The 22,822-nt window shown below is 58.7% G+C and carries 20 protein-coding genes and 2 tRNA genes; 9 read left to right on the plus strand and 13 right to left on the minus strand.

Annotated elements, in window-relative coordinates; genetic code table 11:
- The first annotated feature begins 18 nt into the window (after positions 1-18).
- Complete coding sequence (locus tag F0319_RS03745) at positions 19-942, plus strand: DMT family transporter (protein ID WP_149366309.1); 924 nt, start codon at positions 19-21, stop codon at positions 940-942.
- On the opposite strand, the gene rutG is transcribed toward F0319_RS03745, so the two are convergent.
- The 7 genes from rutG to rutA are packed head-to-tail and all read right to left on the minus strand — an operon-like array spanning position 930 to position 6,364.
- Entirely contained in the window at positions 930-2,252 is a 1,323-nt protein-coding gene (gene rutG, locus F0319_RS03750) for a pyrimidine utilization transport protein G (RefSeq protein WP_149366310.1), read from the minus strand. The two genes, F0319_RS03745 and rutG, sit on opposite strands and share 13 nt — an antisense overlap.
- A 21-nt stretch (positions 2,253-2,273) precedes the next feature.
- On the minus strand, positions 2,274-2,768 hold the full coding sequence (rutF, locus tag F0319_RS03755) for an NADH-dependent FMN reductase RutF (RefSeq protein WP_111964498.1): 495 nt from the start codon (positions 2,766-2,768) through the stop codon (positions 2,274-2,276).
- Between the two features lie 9 nt (positions 2,769-2,777).
- Positions 2,778-3,368 (minus strand): malonic semialdehyde reductase, encoded by a 591-nt coding sequence (locus tag F0319_RS03760; protein ID WP_111964497.1) that lies wholly within the window; start codon positions 3,366-3,368, stop codon positions 2,778-2,780.
- Positions 3,369-3,377: 9 nt separating this feature from the next.
- Positions 3,378-4,178 carry a pyrimidine utilization protein D gene (gene rutD, locus F0319_RS03765; RefSeq protein ID WP_149366311.1) on the minus strand — a complete coding sequence of 267 codons (801 nt, stop codon included), beginning with the start codon at positions 4,176-4,178 and terminating at the stop codon, positions 3,378-3,380.
- A 7-nt stretch (positions 4,179-4,185) separates the two neighbouring features.
- Entirely contained in the window at positions 4,186-4,572 is a 387-nt protein-coding gene (gene rutC, locus F0319_RS03770; protein WP_010429508.1) for a pyrimidine utilization protein C, read from the minus strand.
- 11 nt (positions 4,573-4,583) lie between these two features.
- A complete protein-coding gene (gene rutB / locus F0319_RS03775) occupies positions 4,584-5,273 on the minus strand; it encodes a pyrimidine utilization protein B (protein ID WP_149366312.1) in 690 nt (229 codons plus the stop codon).
- Positions 5,273-6,364, minus strand: coding sequence for a pyrimidine utilization protein A (gene rutA, locus F0319_RS03780; RefSeq protein ID WP_111964494.1), 1,092 nt, complete (start codon positions 6,362-6,364; stop codon positions 5,273-5,275). The genes rutB and rutA overlap by 1 nt, the downstream gene beginning before the upstream one ends.
- Positions 6,365-6,609: 245 nt before the next feature.
- Between rutA and rutR the strand changes: the two genes are divergently transcribed.
- Positions 6,610-7,248: an HTH-type transcriptional regulator RutR gene (gene rutR, locus F0319_RS03785; RefSeq protein WP_008499819.1), complete on the plus strand. Its 639-nt coding sequence runs from the start codon at positions 6,610-6,612 to the stop codon at positions 7,246-7,248.
- Here the strand turns inward: rutR and F0319_RS03790 are convergent.
- Complete coding sequence (locus tag F0319_RS03790) at positions 7,245-7,640, minus strand: lysozyme inhibitor LprI family protein (protein WP_149366313.1); 396 nt, start codon at positions 7,638-7,640, stop codon at positions 7,245-7,247. The two genes, rutR and F0319_RS03790, sit on opposite strands and share 4 nt — an antisense overlap.
- Positions 7,641-7,691: 51 nt before the next feature.
- Positions 7,692-11,654 (minus strand): trifunctional transcriptional regulator/proline dehydrogenase/L-glutamate gamma-semialdehyde dehydrogenase, encoded by a 3,963-nt coding sequence (gene putA / locus F0319_RS03795; RefSeq protein WP_149366314.1) that lies wholly within the window; start codon positions 11,652-11,654, stop codon positions 7,692-7,694.
- 423 nt (positions 11,655-12,077) lie between these two features.
- On the opposite strand from putA, the gene putP reads away from it, so the two are divergent.
- Positions 12,078-13,586 carry a sodium/proline symporter PutP gene (gene putP, locus F0319_RS03800; protein ID WP_111964491.1) on the plus strand — a complete coding sequence of 503 codons (1,509 nt, stop codon included), beginning with the start codon at positions 12,078-12,080 and terminating at the stop codon, positions 13,584-13,586.
- A 116-nt stretch (positions 13,587-13,702) separates the two neighbouring features.
- Positions 13,703-14,122: a DUF3574 domain-containing protein gene (locus F0319_RS03805; protein ID WP_032648964.1), complete on the plus strand. Its 420-nt coding sequence runs from the start codon at positions 13,703-13,705 to the stop codon at positions 14,120-14,122.
- A 70-nt stretch (positions 14,123-14,192) separates the two neighbouring features.
- Here the strand turns inward: F0319_RS03805 and F0319_RS03810 are convergent, their stop codons facing one another.
- Positions 14,193-15,377 carry a NupC/NupG family nucleoside CNT transporter gene (locus tag F0319_RS03810; protein ID WP_149366315.1) on the minus strand — a complete coding sequence of 395 codons (1,185 nt, stop codon included), beginning with the start codon at positions 15,375-15,377 and terminating at the stop codon, positions 14,193-14,195.
- A 251-nt stretch (positions 15,378-15,628) separates the two neighbouring features.
- On the opposite strand from F0319_RS03810, the gene efeU reads away from it, so the two are divergent.
- From efeU to phoH, 4 genes are all read left to right on the plus strand, one after another.
- Positions 15,629-16,462 carry an iron uptake transporter permease EfeU gene (gene efeU / locus F0319_RS03820; protein WP_111964489.1) on the plus strand — a complete coding sequence of 278 codons (834 nt, stop codon included), beginning with the start codon at positions 15,629-15,631 and terminating at the stop codon, positions 16,460-16,462.
- A gap of 41 nt (positions 16,463-16,503) precedes the next feature.
- On the plus strand, positions 16,504-17,631 hold the full coding sequence (gene efeO / locus F0319_RS03825) for an iron uptake system protein EfeO (RefSeq protein ID WP_111964488.1): 1,128 nt from the start codon (positions 16,504-16,506) through the stop codon (positions 17,629-17,631).
- Between the two features lie 5 nt (positions 17,632-17,636).
- Positions 17,637-18,920 carry an iron uptake transporter deferrochelatase/peroxidase subunit gene (efeB, locus tag F0319_RS03830; RefSeq protein ID WP_149366316.1) on the plus strand — a complete coding sequence of 428 codons (1,284 nt, stop codon included), beginning with the start codon at positions 17,637-17,639 and terminating at the stop codon, positions 18,918-18,920.
- A 500-nt stretch (positions 18,921-19,420) separates the two neighbouring features.
- Positions 19,421-20,209: a phosphate starvation-inducible protein PhoH gene (phoH, locus tag F0319_RS03835; RefSeq protein WP_024908976.1), complete on the plus strand. Its 789-nt coding sequence runs from the start codon at positions 19,421-19,423 to the stop codon at positions 20,207-20,209.
- 190 nt (positions 20,210-20,399) lie between these two features.
- Here phoH and F0319_RS03840 read toward each other — a convergent pair.
- Positions 20,400-20,487 (minus strand) — tRNA-Ser (locus tag F0319_RS03840).
- Positions 20,488-20,715: 228 nt separating this feature from the next.
- Positions 20,716-21,576 carry a pirin family protein gene (locus F0319_RS03845; RefSeq protein WP_149366317.1) on the minus strand — a complete coding sequence of 287 codons (861 nt, stop codon included), beginning with the start codon at positions 21,574-21,576 and terminating at the stop codon, positions 20,716-20,718.
- Positions 21,577-21,685: 109 nt separating this feature from the next.
- Here F0319_RS03845 and F0319_RS03850 point away from each other — a divergent pair, with 109 nt between their 5' ends.
- Positions 21,686-22,591, plus strand: coding sequence for a LysR family transcriptional regulator (locus F0319_RS03850; RefSeq protein ID WP_149366318.1), 906 nt, complete (start codon positions 21,686-21,688; stop codon positions 22,589-22,591).
- 134 nt (positions 22,592-22,725) lie between these two features.
- Here the strand turns inward: F0319_RS03850 and F0319_RS03855 are convergent.
- Positions 22,726-22,813, minus strand: a tRNA-Ser gene (locus tag F0319_RS03855).
- Positions 22,814-22,822 lie beyond the last annotated feature (9 nt).

Genomic DNA, 22,822 nt, shown 5'->3' on the forward strand with positions numbered 1-22,822 from the left:
TTCTCTTTCTGGTGCCGCATGTCTGTCTCACGCTTCAAATTCTCCGTTAAACCGCAGGAAGCCATCCTCATTCTCATCACCATGTTCTGGGGTGGGACGTTTCTGGCCGTTCAGTACGCGGTGACACTCAGCGATCCGTTCTTTTTTGTTGGTCTGCGCTTTGCGACGGCGGCGCTTGCCGTGGGGCTAATTTCGCTTAAAACGCTTAGGGGGCTGACGCTGAAAGAGCTTAAGGCCGGCGTGGCGATTGGGGTGGCGATAGCGATGGGCTACAGCCTCCAGACGTGGGGATTGCAGACCATCTCCAGCAGCAAATCCGCATTTATCACCGCCATGTATGTGCCCCTGGTGCCGCTGCTGCAGTGGCTGTGCCTGGGTCGGCTGCCGGGGATGATGTCCTGTATTGGCATCGTGCTGGCGTTTATCGGTCTGATTTTGCTGGCCGGGCCGGAAAACAATCTTCTGGCGCTGGGGCCGGGCGAAATCATTACCCTGATTGGGGCGATCGCCATTGCGGCGGAAATTATTCTGATTAGCGCCTGGGCGGGCAAGGTCGACGTCAAACGCGTAACGGTGGTGCAGCTCGCGACGGCGTCTCTGGTGGCCTTTGCGACGATGGTTCCGGCAGGGGAGTCCGTGCCGCAGATGTCCACCGGTCTGGTGGTAGTCGCACTGGGACTGGGTATCTTCAGCGCCATTATCCAGGTCACCATGAACTGGGCGCAGCGCAGTGTCTCGCCGACGCGGGCAACGGTGATCTACACCGGTGAGCCGGTCTGGGCAGGCATTTTCGGGCGACTCGCCGGCGAGCGTTTGCCGCTGCTGGCCCTGGTGGGCGCGGCGTTTATTGTCGCCGGGGTGCTGGTGAGCGAGCTGAAGCTCAAGCGGAAGAAAAACGCGCTGCCAGAAGATGACAGCGCGACGTTAAATCACGAATCCTGATGTACAACCTCGCCCTGCGGCGCAGCGGCCATCCGGCGGCTCAGCAGGGCGTTAAGCAGGATCGCGCCGAAGGTCGCGGTGCCAATCCCGCCGATCGTAAACCCGCCCAGCGTCAGGGCAAAATCGCCTGCGCCCAGCACCAGCGTGACGGCCACCATAATCAGGTTGCCGTTCTGGCTGAGATCGACCCGATGCTGCACCCAGATACGCGCGCCAGCCACGGCGATCAGCCCAAACACCACGATTGAGGCCCCGCCGATGACCGGTGACGGAATGGTGTGGATCAGCGCGCCGAACTTCGGCGAGAAGCCGAGCAGCATCGCCATCACCGCCGCCGCCACGAAAACCAGCGTCGAATAGACTTTGGTTACCGCCATCACGCCGATGTTTTCGGCATAGGTGGTGACGCCGCTGCCGCCCACGGAACCGGAGAGCATGGTCGCCAGCCCGTCGCCGACGAAAGCGCGGCCCATGTACGGATCCATACTGCGCCCGGTCATCCCCGCGACCGCCTTCAGGTGGCCCAGATTTTCCGCCACCAGGATCACCGCCACCGGTGCGATAAGCATCATCGCCTGGGTGTTAAAGGTGGGCGAGGTCACCTTCGGCAGACCGAACCAGGCGGCCTGATGCAGCAGCGTAAAATCAACCGGCTTGCCGAGACCAAAAACGTTCGCCAGCAGGGCATACACCAGACAGGCAACAATCAGCCCGACCAGGATCAGCAGCCGCTGGATCATGCCTCGCGTAAACACCGCCACCAGGCCGATGCACAGCACGGTCACGACGGCCATCCAGCTTTCAAACGGCGAGCCGGAGACGCTTTTCACCGCAATCGGCGCAAGGTTCAGGCCAATCGCCATCACCACGGCGCCGGTGACTACTGGAGGCATCATACGTTCGATCCAGCGCGTGCCGATCTTCATTACCACCAGACCTATCAGGGTATACACCAGACCGCAGGCGATGATGCCGCCGAGGGCCACGCTCAGGTTGGGGTTGATTCCCTGGCCGTTAAACCCGGTGGTGGCGATCACCACGCCGACAAAGGCGGCGCTTGATCCCAGATAGCTGGGCACGCGCCCGCCGGTGACAAAAAAGAACAGCAGGGTACCGATACCCGACATCAGAATAGAGAGGTTGGGATCCAGTCCCATCAGCATCGGCATCAATACCGTGGCGCCAAACATGGCGACCGCGTGCTGGACGCCCATCACCATCGTCTGCCCGAGCGGGAGTCGTTCATCCGGCGCGACCACGCCAGCTTCTGTGGAGGTCGATTTCAACTGCCAGTGGGGAAATCCGAACATGGTCTGTCTCCTTAAAGCGGGTTAACAGGCGGGTCGCATAAGCGCGTGGTAGCCGCGGTCAAACCACACCAGGCCTTGCGGCGCGGGGTGGCGAATAATCGAAACGATGTCGCAAAAAAGAATGTCGTGCGTACCGACGCTCACCACCTGGCTGATCCGGCAGTCAAACGAGGCCAGCGCCTCCTCCAGGCGCGGACAGCCCGTGTCGCCCGTTTGCCAGCGGGCGGCGGCGAAGCGTTCTTCCATCGGCGTTTTGCCGCCAAACAGGTTTGAGAGCGGCTCCTGTCCGGCGCTGAGGGTATTGACGCACAGGGTGCGGTTCTCGCTGAACGTCGGCCAGACGGACGCGCCGCGGTTCAGGCACACCAGCAGGGTGGGCGGTGAATCCGTGACGCTGCACACCGCGCTGGCGGTGAAGCCTGCCATCCCCGCCGGGCCGTCGGTGGTGATGATATTCACCGCCGCGCCAACGCAGGCCATAGCATCGCGAAAGGTTTGTTTATCCGGTGTCGTCATCATCGCTCCTTACGCCAGCCCGCAGGCATCGTCGAAGGTCAGGCGCGGCAGGCGCCCGTAAAGTTTGCCCGGGTCGCCGTAGCCAATGTTGATCAGCAGGTTGCTTTTAAGCGTCGTGCCGGTGAAAAAAGCCTCGTCGACCTTTTGGCGATCAAAGCCCGACATCGGGCCGGTATCCAGCCCCAGCGCGCGACAGGCGAAAATCATGTAGGCGGCCTGCAGCGAGCTGTTGCGAAAGGCGGTCTCTTCCGCCAGCGCGGGGCTTGCGGTAAACCAGCTTCGGGCATCGCCGTGCGGGAACAGTTCAGGCAGGCGCTCGTAGAATTCACCGTCCCAGGCGACAATCGCCGTGACCGGAGCGGTAAGCGTTTTCTCCAGGTTGCCGCTGGAGAGCGCCGGGCGCAGCTTCTCTTTTCCCTCAGCGCTTCGCACAAACACAATCCGCGCCGGGGAGCAGTTGGCGGACGTGGGCCCCCATTTCATCAGGTCGTAGATTTCGCGCAGCGTCTCGTCGCTGACGGCAATATCCTGCCAGCCGTTATGGGTGCGGGCGCCGGTGAATAGCGTTTCCAGCGCGGCGGGGGTAATGGCTTCGCTCATTAAATCTCCTTATAAAGCGGGTTCAGGGCTGTGCAGCAGGCTGGCCAGCCCGTTCAGCAGCAGGGTGTTAAAGGTGTCCGGCTCGGTGACGTTGCAGGCATGCCCTCCCTGGCGCATAACCGCGCTGTGGCTGTTCGGGATCGCAGCCTGCAGCTCAGACGAGCAAACAGAGGGCACCAGCATGTCGTCGGCGGAACAGATGATCTGGACCGGGCAGCGGATGCGCGCCGCATGGCGGCTGAAGTCGGCCTTTTTCAGGGCGCTGAGCCTGTGCAGCAGGTTGGCTTTTCCCTGAAAGTGGGCCAGCGCCAGCGCTTCTTCGGCCTCCAGGCGGGGCGCGCGAGCGGCCATCCAGTCTGCCGGGTAGAGAAACAGCGGCTGCGCCTCAACCCACGCCTGTGGGCCACCGTAATGCAGCAGGCGCTCGCGGATCTGAAAGCAGCGGCGGGTGTGGGCGTTGAGGGTCAGCCAGCCGTTGACGCACACCAGCGCGGTGAGGGCGTCGGGCCTGTCGAGGGCCAGCTGCAGGCCGACCAGCGCCCCCAGCGCGTGGCCGACGACGCTGTAGCGTGCAATTCCGGCCTCAGCCAGCGCCTGGTCCAGTTCGTCCGCCATCTCTGCAAGGCTGTACCCTTCCGGCAGGACGTCGGGGTTATTGCCCGTTCCACGCTGGTCATAACACACCACCTGATATTCCGGCTCCAGCGCGGCCAGCTGTGGCAGCCAGTAGCTGCCGCTGCCGCCGAGCCCGGCAATAAGGACCACCACGGGCGCACCCTCATACGGGGACGGTGAGACGGAAAGTTTCATGCCTGCCTCACTTCGCGATGTGCGCAACGGTGGCGATCTCAACCAGCGCCTCCGGCTTCACCAGGCCGCACTGAATGCAGAACCGGGCCGGCTTATCGCCGGGGAAGAACTCGGCGTAGATTTCGTTAATCGCGGCGTAGTTTTTCCAGTCGGTGATAAAGATGCTGTTGAAGGTCACGTCCTCCATCGTGCCACCGGCCGTTTCGATCACGGTTTTGATCGTCTCCAGCACGTGGCGGGTTTGCGCCTTTGGGTCGTTGATAAACACCACGTTGTTGTCTTTATCAAACGGCAGCGTGCCGGAGACATACACCACGCCGTCGGCAAGGGTGCCGGGGACAAACGGGGCGATGGGCGTGCTGGTGCCCGGCGGGATGATTACGGATTTCGGCATCAGATGTCTCCTCAGGCGATACGGGCGAGCGGGGGATTCAGGGCGTCGCAGAACTCGGTGACGCTGCTGACCCAGCCAAAAAAGGTTTCGATATTGAACAGGGCCGCCTTCTGGGCGAATTCCGGCCCGGCCTGATGGGTCGCGTCTTCCAGCACCACGCCAAAATACTCGAGGAAAAAGCCGTCGCGCAGGGTCGACTCCACGCAGACGTTGGTGGCAATGCCGGTGAAGACCAGGTGGCGAATGCCCCGGCTGCGCAGCAGGCTGTCGAGCGGCGTGTTGAAAAAGCCGCTGTAGCGCGGTTTGGGCAGGACGATATCACCCGCCTGCGGGACCAGCTCATCCACCAGCTGATAGTCCCAGCCGCCTTTCGCCAGCAGCTTGCCCTGCAGTTCGGGCCGTTTGCGCATGGTTTTCAGGGCGTTCGACTTGTGGAAGTTGGGCGAGCCGGGGCCGCCGGCCTCGACGTACTGCTCGTCCCAGCCGTTCTGGAACCAGATGATGAGCATGCCCGCGGCGCGCGCGGCGGCGACGGCGGTTTTAATGTTCGCGATCACCGGCTGCGTAGCGGAGACGTCGAAGCCCGCCAGGTCCAGATAGCCGCCCTGGCTGGCGTAGGCGTTTTGCATGTCCACCACGATCAGCGCGCTCTGCTCCGGCGTGAAGGTAATGGCTTCCGGGCGTGCGTTAAGGGTCGTCATTATGCCACCTCCTTCGTGACGGCAGGAACGTGGGCGCGGCACTGCATCAGCGGCTGGATGCGCTCGCCGAAGGTTTCCACGCCGGTGAGGAAATCATCGAAGGTCAGGAGGACGCCTTCCGCACCGGGCACGGCCGCCACTTCGTCAAGCATTCTGGCGACGCTGGCGTACGAGCCGACCAGCGTGCCCATGTTGATATTGACGGCAGAGGTCGGGTCGGCCATCTGGCGCACGTTTGTGTCTGCGCCGGAGCGGGTATCCTTCTGGCTCTGCTCGGTAAGCCAGCTCAGGGCCTCCTCGTCGGCGCCGTCCTTATAGCGCTCCCATTTCGCGCGCGCGGCGTCGTCGGTTTCGTCTGCTATCACCATGAACAGCACGTAGGAGCCCACGTCGCGCCCGGTTTTGTCGGCGGCCTCTTTCATGCGAGCGGCGGTCGGGGCGAAGGCGGCAGGCGTGTTAACGCCTTTACCGAAGCAGAAGTTGAAGTCGGCGTATTTGGCGGAGAATTCCATCCCCGCGTCGCTCTGTCCGGCGCAAATCACCTTCATCGGCACCGACGGCTGCGGGCTGACGCGACAGTCGTTCATGGTGAAGAAGTCACCCTTAAAATCGCTTTTGCCGGTACCCCACAGGTCGCGCAGAACCTGCACGTATTCGGTCAGGTAGTCGTAGCGACGCGAGAAGTAATCGTCACCCGGCCAGAGCCCCATCTGCTCGTACTCGGGTTTTTGCCAGCCGGTAACCAGGTTGACGCCAAAGCGTCCGCCGGAGATGGAGTCAATGGTGGATGCCATGCGCGCGACGATCGCCGGGGGCAGGGTAAGCGTGGCGGCGGTGGCGTAGATCTGGATCCGCGAGGTGACTGCCGCCAGCCCAGCCATCAGAGTGAAGGACTCCAGGTTGTGATCCCAGAATTCGGTTTTGCCGCCAAAGCCGCGCAGCTTGATCATCGAAAGCGCAAAGTCGAAATGGTAGTGCTCCGCTTTCTGCACGATGGCTTTATTGAGCTCAAAGGTCGGCATGTATTGCGGTGCAGTGGTCGAGATAAGCCAGCCGTTGTTGCCGATGGGTACAAATACGCCAATTTTCATCACGAACCTCTCTTCATTACGTCGCAGGTGTAACGGTGATTTTGCAAAGGCAGTGCCAGTTTTGAAAATGGCAGTGTTATTAGTGTGTTAATCAGAAGTTGGTGGATTGATGCAGCTAAATGTGGACTAACTGGTCAAAAACATTGCACAGAAAACAGGCATTCATGCGCGATCGGAGTGCAGGATGTCGTGGTGAGACGGGGGTTTTGCTATGCTGAGGGCAACGCAGAATAAGGAGAGCGGGAATGACACAAGGCGCAGTGAAAACACCAGGTAAACGTTCGCAGGCGGTGAGCGCCAAGAAGCAGGCGATCCTCAGCGCGGCGCTGGAGACGTTTTCGCAGTTTGGCATTCACGGCACGCGCCTGGAGCAGGTGGCGGAGCAGTCCGGGGTATCCAAAACCAATCTGCTCTACTATTACCCGTCGAAAGAGGCGCTGTATGTCGCGGTGATGCAGCAGATCCTCGATATCTGGCTGGCGCCGCTGAAAGCGTTTCGCGAAGAGCTGGCCCCGCTGGTAGCGATCAAGGAGTACATTCGCCTGAAGCTGGAGGTGTCGCGCGATTACCCGCAGGCATCACGGCTGTTTTGTCTTGAGATGCTGCAGGGCGCGCCGCTGTTGCAGGCGGAGCTGACCGGAGATTTAAAACAGCTGGTGGATGACAAGTCGGCCATTATTGCCGGATGGGTTGCCAGCGGAAAGCTGGCCCCGGTCGATCCGCATCATTTGATCTTTATGATTTGGGCCTCCACCCAGCATTACGCTGACTTTGCGGCCCAGGTCGAGGCGGTGACCGGAAAAACGCTCCAGGACGAAGCGTTTTTCCACAGCACCCTGGAAAACGTGCAGCGGATGATTATTGAAGGGATCCGCTTACGTTAGTTTGCCGGCGGGAGAGGGCAGCTTAAGTCGCCCTCTTCACACTGCATCAGCGAGGCCAGAAACGCTTCGCGCTCCACGGTTTTTTCCGCCAGGCACTGGTTAACAATCATTGGCTGAACGCTCCCGCCTTCCGTACCCGAACCGATAAACGCGCAGTCCGCATCGCGCAGGGTAATCCACGCCTGCTGCGCTTTTTTCAGCAGATCTCGCTGAGGGTCTGCCGCACGCTTAACGGCCGCCTGGTACGTCTGGTTGAGCTTTTTATCGGCAGCCTGGTACTGCTGCGCGCTACAGGTATTCAGTTCAAGCTGGGTGGTCGCTTTGTCGCACTCGTCGGCCAGCGCGCTGGCGCTCAGCAGCAGCGCTGCACAGGCGATAAGATATCGTTTCATATATTCCCCAATAAAATAAGGCTCCGTCTCCGGAGCCTTATTAGCACAGCGTTAACCTATTGTCATCAGACTGGCGTTACCGCCCGCCGCCGCGGTGTTGACGCTGAGCGAGCGCTCCACGTACAGACGCTCCAGCAGCAGGTTGGTTTCCCCGCGCGCAAAGCCCTGCACCGAAACAATCGCCCCGCTGCGGGCCGCAACCTGCTCGCACAGCTCGCGGAGCTGATCGGAATCACCGTGGTAGATCACCGCATCAAACGGCTGGGTAAGCAGGATATCGGCTTTCGCAAAGCGAATGCGGGCCGAGACCGCTTTCGGCAGCTGTTTGGCGAGATCGCGATGCAGAGCATCTTCCGGCCACAGCACTTCACAGCCGGTGGCCATGGCGGCGGCCAGCTGTACCAGCGCGTCCTGCTCGTTATCCGCCACGCACAGCACGCGCTCGCGCGGCATCAGCGTCCAGGTGTTGCGCTCGCCGGTTGGTCCCGGAAGCAGACGCTGCGTACCGGCCTGCGCCAGCTCGCCGTACTGCTGTGCGACAGCACGCAGTTCAGGACGTTTTTCCGCCCAGGCGATCAGCGCCTCCAGCGGCTGGGTCAGTACGGTTTTCAGCTGTGCATCGACCGGATACTCCGCATCCTGGCGAGCCAGGGTGACGCCCAGCGCGTTCTCCGGACGGTTCGCCAGCAGACGGTACAGGTAGAGCGGACCGCCCGCTTTCGGACCGGTGCCGGAAAGGCCTTCACCGCCGAACGGCTGTACGCCCACGACCGCGCCAACCATGTTGCGGTTAACGTACAGGTTGCCCACTTTGGCGCTGCCGGTCACCTGCGCAATGGTCTCGTCGATACGGGTATGCACGCCGAGCGTCAGGCCATAGCCGGAGGCGTTGATCTGCTCAACCAGCTCGTTGAGGTTGTTACGGTTGTAGCGCACCACGTGCAGTACCGGACCGAAGACCTCTTTTTTCAGCTCGTCAAAGCTTGCCAGCTCGATAAGCGTAGGTGGCACAAAGGTGCCGGTCCGCCACTCGCGGGTATCTTCGCTGTTCTCGCGCACCGCCTGGAACACCGGGCGGCCTTTCGCGCGCATGCTCTGAATGTGGTTTTCAATATTGGCTTTGGCTTCCGCGTCGATCACCGGCCCAATGTCGGTGGTGAGACGGCCCGGGTTGCCCATGCGGCATTCGGCCATCGCGCCGCGCAGCATCTTCAGCGTGTGGTCTGCCACGTCATCCTGCAGGCACAGCACGCGCAGGGCGGAGCAGCGCTGACCCGCGCTGTCGAAGGCGGAGGCCAGGACGTCAACCACCACCTGCTCGGTGAGGGCGGAGGAGTCAACGATCATGGCGTTCATGCCGCCGGTTTCCGCGATGAGTGGCGTAGGACGACCCTGCGCATCCAGACGGGTGGCAATGTTGCGCTGCAGCAGCGAGGCCACTTCGGTCGAACCAGTAAACATCACGCCGCGCACGCGGTTATCGGAGGTCAGTTTGGCGCCCACGGTTTCACCGCGGCCCGGCAGCAGCTGGACCACGCCCGCCGGTACGCCTGCCTCCAGAAGAATGTTGATGCCCTGCGCGGCAATCAGCGGGGTCTGCTCTGCCGGTTTTGCCAGCACGCTGTTGCCTGCGGCCAGGGCGGCGGCAATCTGGCCGGTGAAGATCGCCAGCGGGAAGTTCCACGGGCTGATACAGACGACCGGACCCAGCGGACGGTGGGTTTCGTTATCGAAATCATCGCGCACCTGACCGGCATAGTAGTGCAGGAAGTCGACGGCCTCGCGTACTTCGGCGATGGCGTTGCTGAAGGTTTTACCCGCTTCGCGCACCAGAATGCCGATGAGCGACTGCATCTGATCTTCCATCAGCACCGCCGCGCGTTCCAGAATGGCGGCGCGCTCCTGCGGCGGCGTGGCGAACCAGATAGGGGCGTTATTCACCGCGCTGTCCAGCGCCTGATCCACTTCCGCTTCTGTCGCTTCACGCACGTAGCCGACGATATCTTTTGGCTCTGCCGGGTTGATGACCGGCTGCATGTCGCCGTCATCAACGGGCTGCTCCAGCATCGGTTTGGCCTGCCACTTCTGCAGCGCGCTGTTGAGCAGGGCAGAGGAGAGGGACGCCAGACGGTGTTCGTTGGCGAGATCCAGACCCGCCGAGTTAACGCGGCCTTTGCCGTACAGCTCGCGCGGCAGGGCAATTTTTGGATGCGGCAGACCAATCTGGCCTTCCTGCGCGGCCATCTTCTCAACGGCCTGTACCGGGTCGGCCACCAGCTCGTCCAGCGGCAGCGTGGTGTCGGCGATGCGGTTAACGAAGGAGGTGTTCGCGCCGTTTTCCAGCAGACGACGAACCAGGTACGCCAGCAGGGTTTCGTGCGTGCCCACCGGAGCATAGATACGGCACGGGCGGTTTAGCTTGCCATCCGCCACTTTACCTGTGACCTGCTCGTAAAGCGGTTCACCCATGCCGTGCAGGCACTGGAACTCGTACTGGCCCGGATAGTAGTTTTGCCCGGCCAGACTGTAGATCGCCGCCAGGGTGTGTGCGTTGTGGGTAGCGAACTGCGGATAGATCAGGTTCGGCACGCCGAGCAGCTTTTTCGCGCAGGCGAGGTAAGAGACGTCGGTGTAAACCTTACGGGTATAGACCGGATAGCCTTCCAGCCCTTCCATCTGGGCGCGTTTGATTTCGCTATCCCAGTAGGCGCCTTTCACCAGGCGGATCATCAGGCGACGACGGCTGCGGCTGGCCAGGTCAATCAGGTAATCAATGACGAACGGACAACGCTTCTGGTAGGCCTGGATAACGAAACCGATGCCGTTCCAGCCTGCCAGCTCCGGCTCGAAGCACAGTTTTTCCAGCAGATCGAGGGAGATCTCCAGACGGTCGGCCTCTTCGGCGTCGATGTTAATGCCGATGTCATACTGGCGCGCCAGCAGGGTCAGGGATTTCAGGCGCGGGTAGAGCTCTTCCATCACCCGGTCGTACTGCGCGCGGCTGTAGCGCGGGTGCAGGGCGGAGAGCTTAATCGAGATGCCCGGGCCTTCATAAATACCGCGACCGTTGGACGCTTTACCAATGGCGTGGATCGCCTGCTGGTAAGAAACCATGTAGGCCTGCGCGTCGGCGGCGGTCAGGGCCGCTTCACCGAGCATGTCGTACGAATAGCGGAAACCTTTGTCTTCCAGCTTGCGGGCGTTCGCCAGCGCTTCGGCAATGGTTTCTCCGGTCACAAACTGTTCGCCCATCAGACGCATCGCCATGTCCACGCCCTTGCGGATCAGCGGCTCGCCGCTCTTGCCGATGATGCGGTTCAGGGAGCGTGACAGGTTGGCTTCGTTATGGGTCGAAACCAGTTTGCCGGTAAACAGCAGGCCCCAGGTTGCCGCGTTAACGAACAGCGACGGGCTGCGGCCAATGTGCGAATGCCAGTTGCCGTTGCTGATCTTGTCGCGGATCAGCGCGTCGCGGGTGGCTTTATCCGGAATACGCAGCAGCGCTTCCGCCAGGCACATCAGCGCCACGCCTTCCTGAGAGGAGAGGGAGAACTCCTGCAGCAAACCCTGAACCATTCCGGCGCGGCCGGTGGCGGTTTTCTGGTTGCGCAGCTTGTCGGCTAACTGATACGCCAGGCTGTGCGCCTGTGCGGCAATGGCTTCCGGCAGGCGAGCCTGCTCCAGCAGCATCGGCACGGCGTCGGTTTCGGCGCGGCGGTAGGCGCCGGTAATGGCGGCGCGGCTGACGGACTGCGGCAGGATCTGCTCGGCAAATTCAAGGAACGGCTGATGGCTTTCGTCGCCAGCGGCCGGCGCGTCCTCGCTTTCATTGGCGGCGCCGGCGAGCAGGGCAGGCAGCTCCGGCAGGCCCTCGTCGCTCTCGAGTCTTTCGAGATAGTTAAAAATCGCCTGCTTAATTAACCAGTGCGGCGTGCGGTCAATGCGGGTTGCTGCGGTCTTAATCCGTTCGCGGGTCGCGTCATCCAGCTTAACCCCCATGGTGGTCATACCCATGCCAAAGCTCCTGTTGTTCTGTAATAGCGTTCTGTAGATAGCGTGAAATATCCTCCATGTTGCAACTTTGTGCAACCGTGTTAAATGTGACCTGGTTTGCAACCCAGAAAATGAATGGATTGTTAACGAATGGTTAGCTGGAAAAACGTGCTGGCTTTGTCGCGGAAAGCCTGGTTTTATGCGGAAGTTAACACTTTTCAAAGGTGCAACCCGTAAAAGCGTGAGCGAGTGCAACCTATAGGAAACTCGTATCAAACCGGGGATGAAATTGATGTAAATGCAGTGTTAAATCGTTTGTCAGCGGAGGGCGCATACGGCAGGATAGCGCGCCCAACCGAAACACAAGATACCGTCACCTCGTTCCGGTGATCATATAACAAGGCAACCCGGACGGTTGTCGCTCGACACTTTTGGAGAATTTGAATGGCTATTAGCACACCGATGCTGGTGACATTTCTCGTTTATATTTTTGGCATGATCCTGATAGGGTTTTTGGCGTGGCGTTCCACGAAAAACTTTGACGACTACATTCTGGGCGGACGCAGTTTAGGCCCGATGGTGACCGCACTCTCTGCGGGCGCATCCGACATGAGCGGATGGCTGCTGATGGGTCTGCCGGGTGCGATTTTCATCTCCGGTATCTCGGAAAGCTGGATCGCCATCGGTTTGACCGTCGGCGCGTGGATCAACTGGAAGCTGGTGGCAGGCCGTCTGCGCGTGCATACCGAAGCCAATAACAACGCCCTGACGCTGCCGGATTACTTCACCGGACGTTTTGAAGATAACAGCCGCATCCTGCGTATTATCTCTGCGGTGGTTATCCTGCTGTTCTTCACCATCTACTGCGCCTCCGGCATCGTGGCCGGCGCGCGCCTGTTCGAAAGCACCTTCGGCATGAGCTACGAAACCGCCCTGTGGGCCGGTGCCGCTGCGACCATTCTCTATACCTTCGTGGGCGGGTTCCTGGCGGTAAGCTGGACCGACACCGTGCAGGCGAGCCTGATGATCTTCGCCCTGATCCTGACTCCGGTGATTGTGATTTTCACCGTTGGCGGCTTTGGCGAATCGCTGGAAGTGATCAAGCAGAAGAGCATTGAAAACGTCGACATGCTGAAAGGGCTGAACTTCGTGGCCATCGTCTCCCTGATGGGCTGGGGTCTGGGCTACTTCGGTCAGCCGCACATTCTGGCGCGCTTTATGGCGGCGGATTCTCACCACACCATCGTACATGCTCGTCGCATCAGTATGACGTGGATGATCCTGTGTCTGGCGGGCGCGTGCGCTGTTGGCTTCTTCGGTATCGCCTACTTCAGCAACAACCCGGCGCAGGCGGGTGCGGTGAACCAGAACGCCGAGCGCGTGTTCATTGAGCTGGCGCAGATTCTGTTTAACCCGTGGATTGCCGGTATTCTGCTCTCCGCGATCCTGGCGGCGGTGATGTCCACCCTGAGCTGCCAGCTGCTGGTCTGCTCCAGTGCGATCACCGAAGACCTCTATAAGGCCTTCCTGCGTAAAAACGCAAGCCAGAAAGAGCTGGTGTGGGTCGGGCGCTTCATGGTGCTGGCGGTTGCGCTGGTGGCGATTGCGCTGGCGGCCAACCCGGAAAACCGCGTGCTGGGTCTTGTTAGCTACGCGTGGGCGGGCTTCGGTGCGGCATTTGGTCCGGTCGTCCTGTTCTCCGTCATGTGGTCCCGTATGACCCGCAACGGCGCGCTGGCGGGGATGATTATCGGTGCGGTGACCGTTATCGTCTGGAAACAGTTCGCCTGGCTGGGCCTGTACGAAATCATCCCGGGCTTCATCTTCGGCAGCATCGGTATCGTGGTGTTCAGCCTGCTGGGTAAAGCGCCGTCTGCCTCCATGCAGAAACGCTTTGCGGAAGCCGACGCGCATTACCACACTGCGCCGCCGTCTAAGCTTCAGGCAGAATAATTTTTCTCGCTGCACAATACATGCCGGGTGAGCGTAAGCGCACCCGGCTTTTTTCTTGCCAAAATCCGTAATTTCCTGTGATATCCATGTGCTTATAACAATGAGGATAGCGAAGCATGACAATCAAAACAGGGTTAATGGCGGCGGCATTATTGATGCTGGCGGGCTGCAACGCCCCATCGCAGCATGCTGCGGTGGAGACCTGCAAAGCGGATAACCAGATGCAGCAAACCACGCTCTATTTCGGCTTAAATCGTCCTGCCGGGGCGCAGATTACCAGCAACGAGTGGCAGCAGTTTGTTGACCAGGACGTGACGCCGCGTTTCCGCGATGGCTTAACGGTGTTTGATGCGCGCGGGCAGTGGCTGGGGAACGACGGGAAAGTGGCGCGCGAGCCGAGCAAGGCGTTGATGCTGATACATGGAAAAGATGCGCAGAGCGAGAAGAACATCGAAGCGTTGCGCGGGATTTATAAGTCACGCTTCGCGCAGGAGTCCGTGATGCGTGTCGACCAGCCGGTGTGCGTGCAGTTTTAATGAAAACGGCGGGAATTCCCGCCGTTGTTGTTTTGTAGGCCGGGTATGCGAAGCGCCACCCGGCATTGCATCAGAGCACCAACCCCGCAAAGCTCGCCGACAGTAAACTTACCAGCGTTGCTCCATACACCAGACGCAGACCGAAACGCGACACTACGTTCCCCTGCTGCTCGTTAAGACCCTTAATCGCTCCGGCCACAATGCCGATGGATGCGAAGTTCGCGAACGACACCAGGAAGACGGATAAAATCCCCAGCCCGCGCGGGGACATCTGATGAGCGATTTTTTGCAGCTCAATCATCGCCACAAATTCATTCGCCACCAGCTTGGTCGCCATAATACTGCCCGCGTTCAGGGCGTCACCCAGCGGAATACCCACCAGCCACGCCAGGGGATAAAATACATAGCCTAGGATCTGCTGGAAGCTCATGCCAAATACGCTGGAGAAGAGGGCGTTAACGGCGCTAATAAGCGCGATAAAGCCAATCAGCATCGCCAGAATAATCATCGCCACTTTAAAACCGGCCAGAATATACTCGCCGAGCATTTCGAAGAAGCTCTGCGATTCATGCAGTTTTTCCAGCTTGATATCCGGCTCCGCTTCCGGGCGTGCCGGGTTGATGACCGAAAGAATAATAAAGGTGCTGAACATGTTCAGAATCAGCGCCGCGACGACAAAGTTAGCATCGAGCATGGTCATATACGCCCCGACAATCGACAGGGAGACCGTCGACATCGCCGTGGCTGCCATGGTGAAGAGACGACGGGAAGAGAGATCCCCCAGCACGCCCTTGTAGGCAATGAAGTTTTCCGACTGGCCGAGTATCAGCGAGCTAACCGCGTTAAAGGATTCCAGCTTACCCATGCCGTTCAGTTTCGACAGCAGCGTACCGATCACCCGAATAAAAATCGGCAGGATCCGCCAGTGCTGAAGAATACCAATCAGCGCGGAAATAAAAATAATTGGGCAAAGCACGCCGAGGAAAATGAACGCCAGCCCTTTTTCACCCATACCGCCAAAGACGAAATTGGTGCCTTCGCCAGCAAATTTGAGCAGTGACTCAAAAAATCCCGAGACGTATTTAATCAGGAATAACCCGCTTTCGGCGTGCAGGAAAAAGAACGCCAGGGCAATTTCAATGACAATCAGCTGTAAAACAAAACGAATGCGAACTTTTCGGCGGTCGAAACTTACCAGCCAGGCAAGCGCGAGAATAATAACCAGCGCCAGCAGGAAATGGACAATTTTAAACATAATTTATTTTCACCAGGTGTTTGAGGCGGATATTTAGCCACAGCCCTGAATCAGCGTAAATGGGCATTTTCGTTATAACTTATAAAGTTGAACGTAACGTATGTAACTATTATCAGGCTGGGCGTTTACAACTCGTCATCAAAACACCGCACATTTCGCTTGTTTTTCTTTTCGCCGTAATGATAATCACTATCACAAGAATTTACCTTTCTTTGCATCAGTTGACCGCGATAAACATTTAAGGTGTCGGCATGTTTGTTCCATTTCTCATTATGTTACGTGAAGGGCTCGAAGCCGCCCTTATCGTGAGCCTCATCGCCAGTTATCTGAAGCGAACCCAGCGCGGACGCTGGATTGGCGTCATGTGGGTCGGGGTATTCCTTGCCGCGGCGCTCTGCCTGGGCTTAGGTGTCCTCATCAACGAAACCACCGGCGAGTTCCCGCAGAAAGAGCAGGAGCTGTTTGAAGGTATCGTCGCCGTGATTGCGGTGGTGATCCTCACCTGGATGGTGTTCTGGATGCGTAAAGTCTCGCGTAACGTGAAGGTGCAGCTGGAGCAGGCGGTGGACAATGCCCTGCAGAAGGGGAACAACCACGGCTGGGCGCTCATTATGATGGTCTTTTTCGCCGTCGCGCGTGAAGGCCTGGAGTCTGTTTTCTTCCTGCTGGCGGCGTTTCAGCAGGATGTGGGGATCTGGCCGCCGCTCGGGGCCATGCTGGGTCTCGCCACGGCCGTGGTGCTTGGTTTCCTGCTGTACTGGGGCGGTATCCGCCTGAACCTGGGCGCTTTCTTCAAGTGGACCAGCCTGTTTATTCTGCTGGTGGCGGCAGGGCTGGCGGCAGGGGCGATTCGCGCCTTCCATGAAGCGGGCCTGTGGAACCACTTCCAGGACGTCGCGTTCGACCTTAGCAACGTGCTCTCCACGCACTCTCTGACCGGCACTCTGCTCGAAGGTATCTTCGGCTATCAGGAAACGCCGAGCGTCAGCGAAGTGGCGATTTACTTTATCTATCTGGTTCCGGCGCTGGTGCTGTTCGCAATGCCGCCGCGTACCGGCACGCAGGCGTCTCGCGTTACGCCATAATAGTTGATTTAGTTACAACATACTTTTTAAAGGGAAGAGTCATGGCAATTCAGTTCCGTCGTAGTGCGTTATGCGCAGGCATTGCCGCGCTGTTCGCTTCTGCATTCTCCGCCTGGGGCGCGGATGTTCCTCAGGTTAAAGTCACCGTTAATGATAAGCAGTGTGAGCCGATGACCCTCACGGTGAACAGCGGCAAAACCCAGTTTATTATTCAGAACCACAGCCAGAAGGCGCTGGAATGGGAGATCCTGAAAGGCGTTCTGGTGGTGGAAGAGCGTGAAAATATCGCTCCTGGCTTCAGCCAGAAGATGACCGCCAACCTGCAGCCGGGCGAGTATGAGATGACCTGCGGCCTGCTGACCAACCCTAAAGGGAAGCTGATCGTCAAAGGTGAAGCGACGGCCGATGCGGCGAAAGGCGCTGCGGTGCTGAGCCTGGGCGATGCGATTACCGCGTATAAAGCGTACGTCACGAAAGAGACGGCAGATCTGGCAGCGGCAACCAAAGCCTTTACCGATGCGGTGAAGGCCGGTGACATCGAAAAAGCGAAATCCCTCTATGCGCCAACACGTCAGCACTACGAGCGTATCGAGCCGATCGCCGAGCTGTTCTCTGACCTTGATGGCAGCATCGACGCCCGCGAAGATGATTTCGAGCAGAAGGCCGCCGATCCGAAATTCACCGGTTTCCACCGTCTGGAAAAAGCCCTGTTTGGCGACAACTCCACCAAAGGGATGGAGAAATACGCTGAGCAGCTGAACGGCGACGTGCTGGAGCTGCAAAAGCGCATCAGCGAGCTGGCCTTCCCGCCGTCAAAAGTGGTGGGCGGCGCGGCCGGCCTGATTGAAGAAGTGGCCGCGAGCAAAATCAGCGGCGAAGAAGATCGCTATAGCCATACCGATCTGTGGGACTTCCAGGCCAACGTCGACGGCGCGCAGAAAATCGTTAACCTGCTGCGTCCTCAGCTGCAGAAAGAGAACGGCGAGCTGCTGGGCAAGGTGGATGCCAACTTCAAAAAAGTCGACACTATTCTGGCGAAGTACCGCACCAAAGACGGGTTTGAGACCTACGACAAGCTGACCGACGCCGATCGTAACGCGCTGAAAGGCCCGATTACCGCCCTGGCGGAAGATCTCTCCCTGCTGCGTGGCGTACTGGGTCTGGACTAAGCACGATGAATAAGCATAGCGAGAACGACGTGGTTGAGCCTTCACGTCGTCGGTTGTTAAAAGGGGTAGGGGCGCTGGGGGGCGCGCTTGCTCTGGCTGGCGGGTGTCCGGTAGCGCATGCGGCAAAACCGCAAAGCGCGCCCGGCACGCTGTCACCCAATGCCCGCATGGAGACGCAGCCGTTTTATGGCGAGCATCAGGCGGGCATCCTGACGCCGCAGCAGGCGTCGATGATGCTGGTGGCCTTTGATTCGCTGGCCAGCGATAAAGCCGATCTGGAACGTCTGTTCCGCCTGCTGACGACGCGCATCGCGTTTCTCACCGCCGGTGGACCGGCGCCCGATACGCCGAACCCGCGTCTGCCGCCAATGGACTCCGGCATTCTGGGGCCGTTTATCGCCCCTGACAACCTGACCATTACCGTTTCGCTGGGGGAATCGCTGTTTGATACACGCTATGGGCTGGCAAAACAGAAGCCGAAAGCGCTGCAGAAAATGACGCGTTTCCCGAATGACTCGTTGGACGCTGCGCTGTGTCATGGCGACCTGCTTCTGCAAATTTGTGCCAACACCCAGGATACGGTGATCCACGCCCTGCGCGACATCATCAAGCACACGCCGGATCTGCTAAGCGTGCGCTGGAAGCGGGAAGGGTTTATCTCGGACCACGCCGCCCGCAGCAAGGGGAAAGAGACCCCGGTGAACCTGCTGGGCTTCAAGGACGGCACGGCCAACCCGGACAGCCACGATGGTGCGCTCATGAAGGAGGTGGTGTGGGTCACTGCCGATCAGGGCGAACCGGCATGGGCGGTGGGCGGCAGCTACCAGGCGGTGAGGATTATCCAGTTCCACGTGGAGTTCTGGGACCGCACGCCGCTCAAAGAGCAGCAGACGATCTTCGGCCGCGATAAGCAAAGCGGCGCGCCGCTCGGCATGAAGAACGAGCATGACGTGCCCGACTACGCCAGCGATCCTAATGGCGATGTGATTGCGCTGGACAGCCACATTCGTCTGGCCAATCCGCGCACCAAAGAGACGCAGTCCAGTCTGATGATGCGTCGGGGATACAGCTACTCGCTCGGCGTGACTAACTCCGGTCAGCTCGATATGGGGCTGCTGTTCGTCTGCTACCAGCACGATCTGGAAAAGGGCTTCCTCACCGTGCAGAAGCGCTTAAACGGAGAGGCGCTGGAAGAGTACATTAAACCTATCGGCGGAGGCTATTTCTTTGCCCTGCCGGGCGTGCGCGACAGCGGCGCGTATCTCGCTCAGGGTCTTATTGAAGCCTGATAATTGTCCCCGCAACCGTTCGCGGGGACATTATTTTTTCATATGACTATCCTGCTGTTATATTTCTGTAATATTTCTATATGAGACTGATTTCAACTGTAGGGACAGTCCTAAAAGTTGCATTCAGGTAAAATAAATGTTGCATTTATGATAACTCCTGATGTACTTAAGATAAGACAGCGGTAGTTCCCGGCAGTGATGCTGAATCACTATGGAGATCGCGAATGGTTGCGTCCTGTACTGGACAAGGTAAACATAACAACCGCAGCACCCGGCGCGGAGGCTCAGACTCCGGCAGCGATTTCCTCACCACTAAATTTTCCCCCCTCCCTCAAGAATCTGATTCGACCGACGTGCAGAACGGTGCGCGTAGCTGTTCCGTATCGTCATCCGATAGTGCAAGCAATGGCTTACAAGGAAGCCAACCCTCTGATGTTCGTGCGCATAATCGTGCCGACGCTGGCGCGTGTGATGAATACCAACAACTCAAGGTGCTATCCATGGGAAGACAAAAAGCAGTGATCAAAGCTCGTCGCGAAGCAAAACGTGTGCTGAGACGGGATTCACGTAGCCATAAACAGCGTGAAGAAGAATCGGTCACCTCGCTTGTGCAGATGAGTGGCGTAGAAGCAATTGGCATGGCCCGAGACAGCCGTGATAATTCTCCAATTGTGGCGCGCAATGAGGCTCAGGCGCACTACCTGAATGCTATCGAGAGTAAACAGCTCATCTTTGCAACCGGTGAAGCCGGATGCGGGAAAACCTGGATCAGTGCAGCCAAAGCGGCGGAAGCGCTGATCCATAAGGACGTGGAAAGAATCATTGTTACCCGTCCGGTACTGCAGGCTGATGAAGATCTCGGCTTCTTGCCCGGTGATATTTCGGAGAAATTTGCCCCGTACTTCAGGCCCGTCTATGACGTGCTGGTGAAGCGGCTGGGTGCATCCTTCATGCAGTACTGCCTGCGGCCAGAGATTGGCAAGGTGGAAATCGCGCCGTTCGCCTATATGCGCGGACGTACATTTGAAAATGCGGTCGTCATTCTTGACGAGGCTCAGAACGTGACCGCTGCGCAAATGAAGATGTTTTTAACGCGCCTCGGGGAGAACGTGACGGTTATCGTTAACGGCGATATTACCCAGTGTGACCTGCCGTCCGGCGTGAAATCCGGACTGAGCGACGCCATGTCACGTTTTGAGGAAGATGAGATGATTGGGGTGGTACGTTTCACTAAAGAGGACTGCGTGCGATCGGCGCTCTGCCAGCGCACGCTGCAAGCGTATTACTGAGTTTGCTGTTGCGTTCAAGGCCCGGGAAACCGGGCTTTGTTTTTTGTGCGGGCAGCCTGTTCGCTGCGCTCACAGTCTGTCCAACTGGCTGCGCCAGTTGTCGAACCCCGGTCGGGGATTCTCATCCCCCCTTTTCGGAGAATATAAAAGAAAAAAGCCCGTACTTTCGTACGAGCTCTCATCTTAAATATGGCGGTGAGGGGGGGATTCGAACCCCCGATACGTTGCCGTATACACACTTTCCAGGCGTGCTCCTTCAGCCACTCGGACACCTCACCATATTGTTTTGCTGCCTCACAGCTTGGGGGGCAACGGGGCGCTACTATAGGGAGTTGCGCTGACACGGTCAAGCAGATTTTCAGCTTTAGTGCCTGTTCGGTTAAGCAATAATCAGCTCCACGGTTTTTCGCCGTGGAGCAGGGGATTAACGCTGCGAATCGAGAACTTAACGGTTTAAGCGGGCGCTGGATCTCGGAGATCACAGCGGCAGTCCTCCTTTATTACGTTCAGATCTGGCCGAAGCGGCCGGAATTGAAATCACGAATGGCTTCGTTGATTTCACTCTTAGTGTTCATCACAAACGGGCCATAGCCCACGATCGGTTCATTCAGCGGCTCGCCGGCCATCAGCAGCACTTTTGCATCGCTGTTCGCCTCCTGGTGCAGTTTGTCACCTTCCTGACTCAATACGACCAGCTGGGCTTCACCCGCCTGAGTTGCACCGTTCACCGTGATGCTGCCTTCAAGCACGACCAGCGCCGTGCTCCAGCCTTCAGGCTGATTGAGCGTCAGATGGCTTCCCTGGTTCAGAGCGATGTCCCAGACGTTAAGCGGCGAGAAGGTGTGCGCCGGGCCGGTCACCGTGTCGTAGCGACCGGCAATAACTCGCAGCGAACCGCTGTTATCCGGCAGCGTCACCACCGGGATGTCGGCTTTCGTGATGCTCTGGTAGCCCGGTGCCGCCATCTTGTCTTTCGCCGGCAGGTTGACCCAAAGCTGCATCATTTTCAGTTCCCCGCCTTTCTGTGAGAACGCGCTGGAGTGGAACTCCTCGTGCAAAATGCCTGCCCCTGCGGTCATCCACTGCACGTCGCCGGGACCAATGACGCCGCCTTTACCCGTGGAGTCGCGATGCTCCACTTCACCGGCATAGACGATAGTGACCGTTTCAAAACCCCGGTGAGGGTGTTGACCCACCCCACGTTTCGCACCATCAGCCGGAAAGGTATATGGGCCCGCGTAGTCCAGCAGCAGGAACGGGCTGAGCGGCTCGCCGTGCGTCTGATAAGAAAACATTGAACGGACCGGGAAACCATCGCCAACCCAGTGCTGGCGGGGAGCGGTATAAACGCCTGTTACGTTTTTCATGATTAACTCCTGATGTTCTGTTGATGTAATTAGCTTATATTCAGGGTCAATATCCCGGTAGATAGTGAAAATGGCATTCACTGTTCTGAAAATAGAACGATGAGGTTTTATGCAGGATCTCAATGACTTTGTCTGGTTTGTGAAGGTGGTGGACTACGGTGGCTTTGCTGCGGCGGGAAGGGCGCTTGATTTACCGAAGTCCAGGCTAAGCCGCCGGATTGCGCAGCTGGAAGAGCGGCTTGGCGTACGGCTCATCCATAGAACAACCCGGCATTTTACGGTGACCGAGGTCGGCCAGACGTTCTATCAGCACTGCAAAGCGATGATGGTGGAGGCCGAGGCTGCCGAGGAAGCCGTGGCGGCACTGCAGGCCGAACCGCGCGGTATCGTCAGGATCACGTGTCCGATAACCTTACTGCATGTCCACGTTGGTCCGATGCTGGCAAGTTTTATGGCGCGCTACCCCGGGATCAATCTTCAGCTTGAGGCGACTAACCGGCGGGTAGATCTGGTGGGAGAGGGCGTGGATATCGCGATCCGCGTACGCCCGCGTCCGTTTGATGACAGTGACCTGGTGTTAAGGGTGCTGGCTGACCGGGGGCATTGCCTGGTGGCAAGCCCGGCGTTGATTGCCCGTCTGGGGGAACCGTCAATGCCGTCTGAACTCAGCGCCTGGCCTGGATTAAGTATGGGAGAGGGAAAGCACAACCATAAGTGGGCACTTTCCGGACCCGACGGGGCGAAAGCGGAGATCCATTACCATCCCCGTTTGATCAGTACGGATATGCTCGCGCTGCGTGAAGCCGCCATGGCAGGCATTGGCGTGGTGCAGTTGCCGATTTTGATGGTGAAGGATCAGCTTGCGTCCGGTGAGCTGGTCCGGGTGCTTGAGGCATGGGAACCCAGACGGGAAGTGATTCATGCCGTTTATCCTTCAAGACGCGGTTTGCTGCCCTCCGTTAGGGCGCTGGTGGATTTTCTGACCGAAGAGTATGCGAAGATGGTGGAAGAGTAGTTTTTTCCGGGTCGGGTAAGCGCAGCGCCACCCGACATGAGTTTCGCACAGAGCCACAAGGTTCGAATCCCCCCTGCATGCGTACAATATGCGAAAAAAAAGCCCGCATTTTCATGCGAGCTCTTCTTTAAATATGGCGGTGAGGGGGGGATTCGAACCCCCGATACGTTGCCGTATACACACTTTCCAGGCGTGCTCCTTCAGCCACTCGGACACCTCACCATATTGTCA

It is taken from the genome of Enterobacter vonholyi (genome assembly GCF_008364555.1).
Taxonomy (GTDB): domain Bacteria; phylum Pseudomonadota; class Gammaproteobacteria; order Enterobacterales; family Enterobacteriaceae; genus Enterobacter; species Enterobacter vonholyi.

Bases quoted from the DNA above. Each gene is read 5' to 3' on its own strand.
- F0319_RS03745 (WP_149366309.1), top strand. From the start codon at position 19: ATGTCTGTCTCACGCTTCAAATTCTCCGTTAAACCGCAGGAAGCCATC.
- rutG (WP_149366310.1), bottom strand. From the start codon at position 2,252: ATGTTCGGATTTCCCCACTGGCAGTTGAAATCGACCTCCACAGAAGCT.
- rutF (WP_111964498.1), bottom strand. From the start codon at position 2,768: ATGACGACACCGGATAAACAAACCTTTCGCGATGCTATGGCCTGCGTT.
- F0319_RS03760 (WP_111964497.1), bottom strand. From the start codon at position 3,368: ATGAGCGAAGCCATTACCCCCGCCGCGCTGGAAACGCTATTCACCGGC.
- rutD (WP_149366311.1), bottom strand. From the start codon at position 4,178: ATGAAACTTTCCGTCTCACCGTCCCCGTATGAGGGTGCGCCCGTGGTG.
- rutC (WP_010429508.1), bottom strand. From the start codon at position 4,572: ATGCCGAAATCCGTAATCATCCCGCCGGGCACCAGCACGCCCATCGCC.
- rutB (WP_149366312.1), bottom strand. From the start codon at position 5,273: ATGACGACCCTTAACGCACGCCCGGAAGCCATTACCTTCACGCCGGAG.
- rutA (WP_111964494.1), bottom strand. From the start codon at position 6,364: ATGAAAATTGGCGTATTTGTACCCATCGGCAACAACGGCTGGCTTATC.
- rutR (WP_008499819.1), top strand. From the start codon at position 6,610: ATGACACAAGGCGCAGTGAAAACACCAGGTAAACGTTCGCAGGCGGTG.
- F0319_RS03790 (WP_149366313.1), bottom strand. From the start codon at position 7,640: ATGAAACGATATCTTATCGCCTGTGCAGCGCTGCTGCTGAGCGCCAGC.
- putA (WP_149366314.1), bottom strand. From the start codon at position 11,654: ATGGGTATGACCACCATGGGGGTTAAGCTGGATGACGCGACCCGCGAA.
- putP (WP_111964491.1), top strand. From the start codon at position 12,078: ATGGCTATTAGCACACCGATGCTGGTGACATTTCTCGTTTATATTTTT.
- F0319_RS03805 (WP_032648964.1), top strand. From the start codon at position 13,703: ATGACAATCAAAACAGGGTTAATGGCGGCGGCATTATTGATGCTGGCG.
- F0319_RS03810 (WP_149366315.1), bottom strand. From the start codon at position 15,377: ATGTTTAAAATTGTCCATTTCCTGCTGGCGCTGGTTATTATTCTCGCG.
- efeU (WP_111964489.1), top strand. From the start codon at position 15,629: ATGTTTGTTCCATTTCTCATTATGTTACGTGAAGGGCTCGAAGCCGCC.
- efeO (WP_111964488.1), top strand. From the start codon at position 16,504: ATGGCAATTCAGTTCCGTCGTAGTGCGTTATGCGCAGGCATTGCCGCG.
- efeB (WP_149366316.1), top strand. From the start codon at position 17,637: ATGAATAAGCATAGCGAGAACGACGTGGTTGAGCCTTCACGTCGTCGG.
- phoH (WP_024908976.1), top strand. From the start codon at position 19,421: ATGGGAAGACAAAAAGCAGTGATCAAAGCTCGTCGCGAAGCAAAACGT.
- F0319_RS03845 (WP_149366317.1), bottom strand. From the start codon at position 21,576: ATGAAAAACGTAACAGGCGTTTATACCGCTCCCCGCCAGCACTGGGTT.
- F0319_RS03850 (WP_149366318.1), top strand. From the start codon at position 21,686: ATGCAGGATCTCAATGACTTTGTCTGGTTTGTGAAGGTGGTGGACTAC.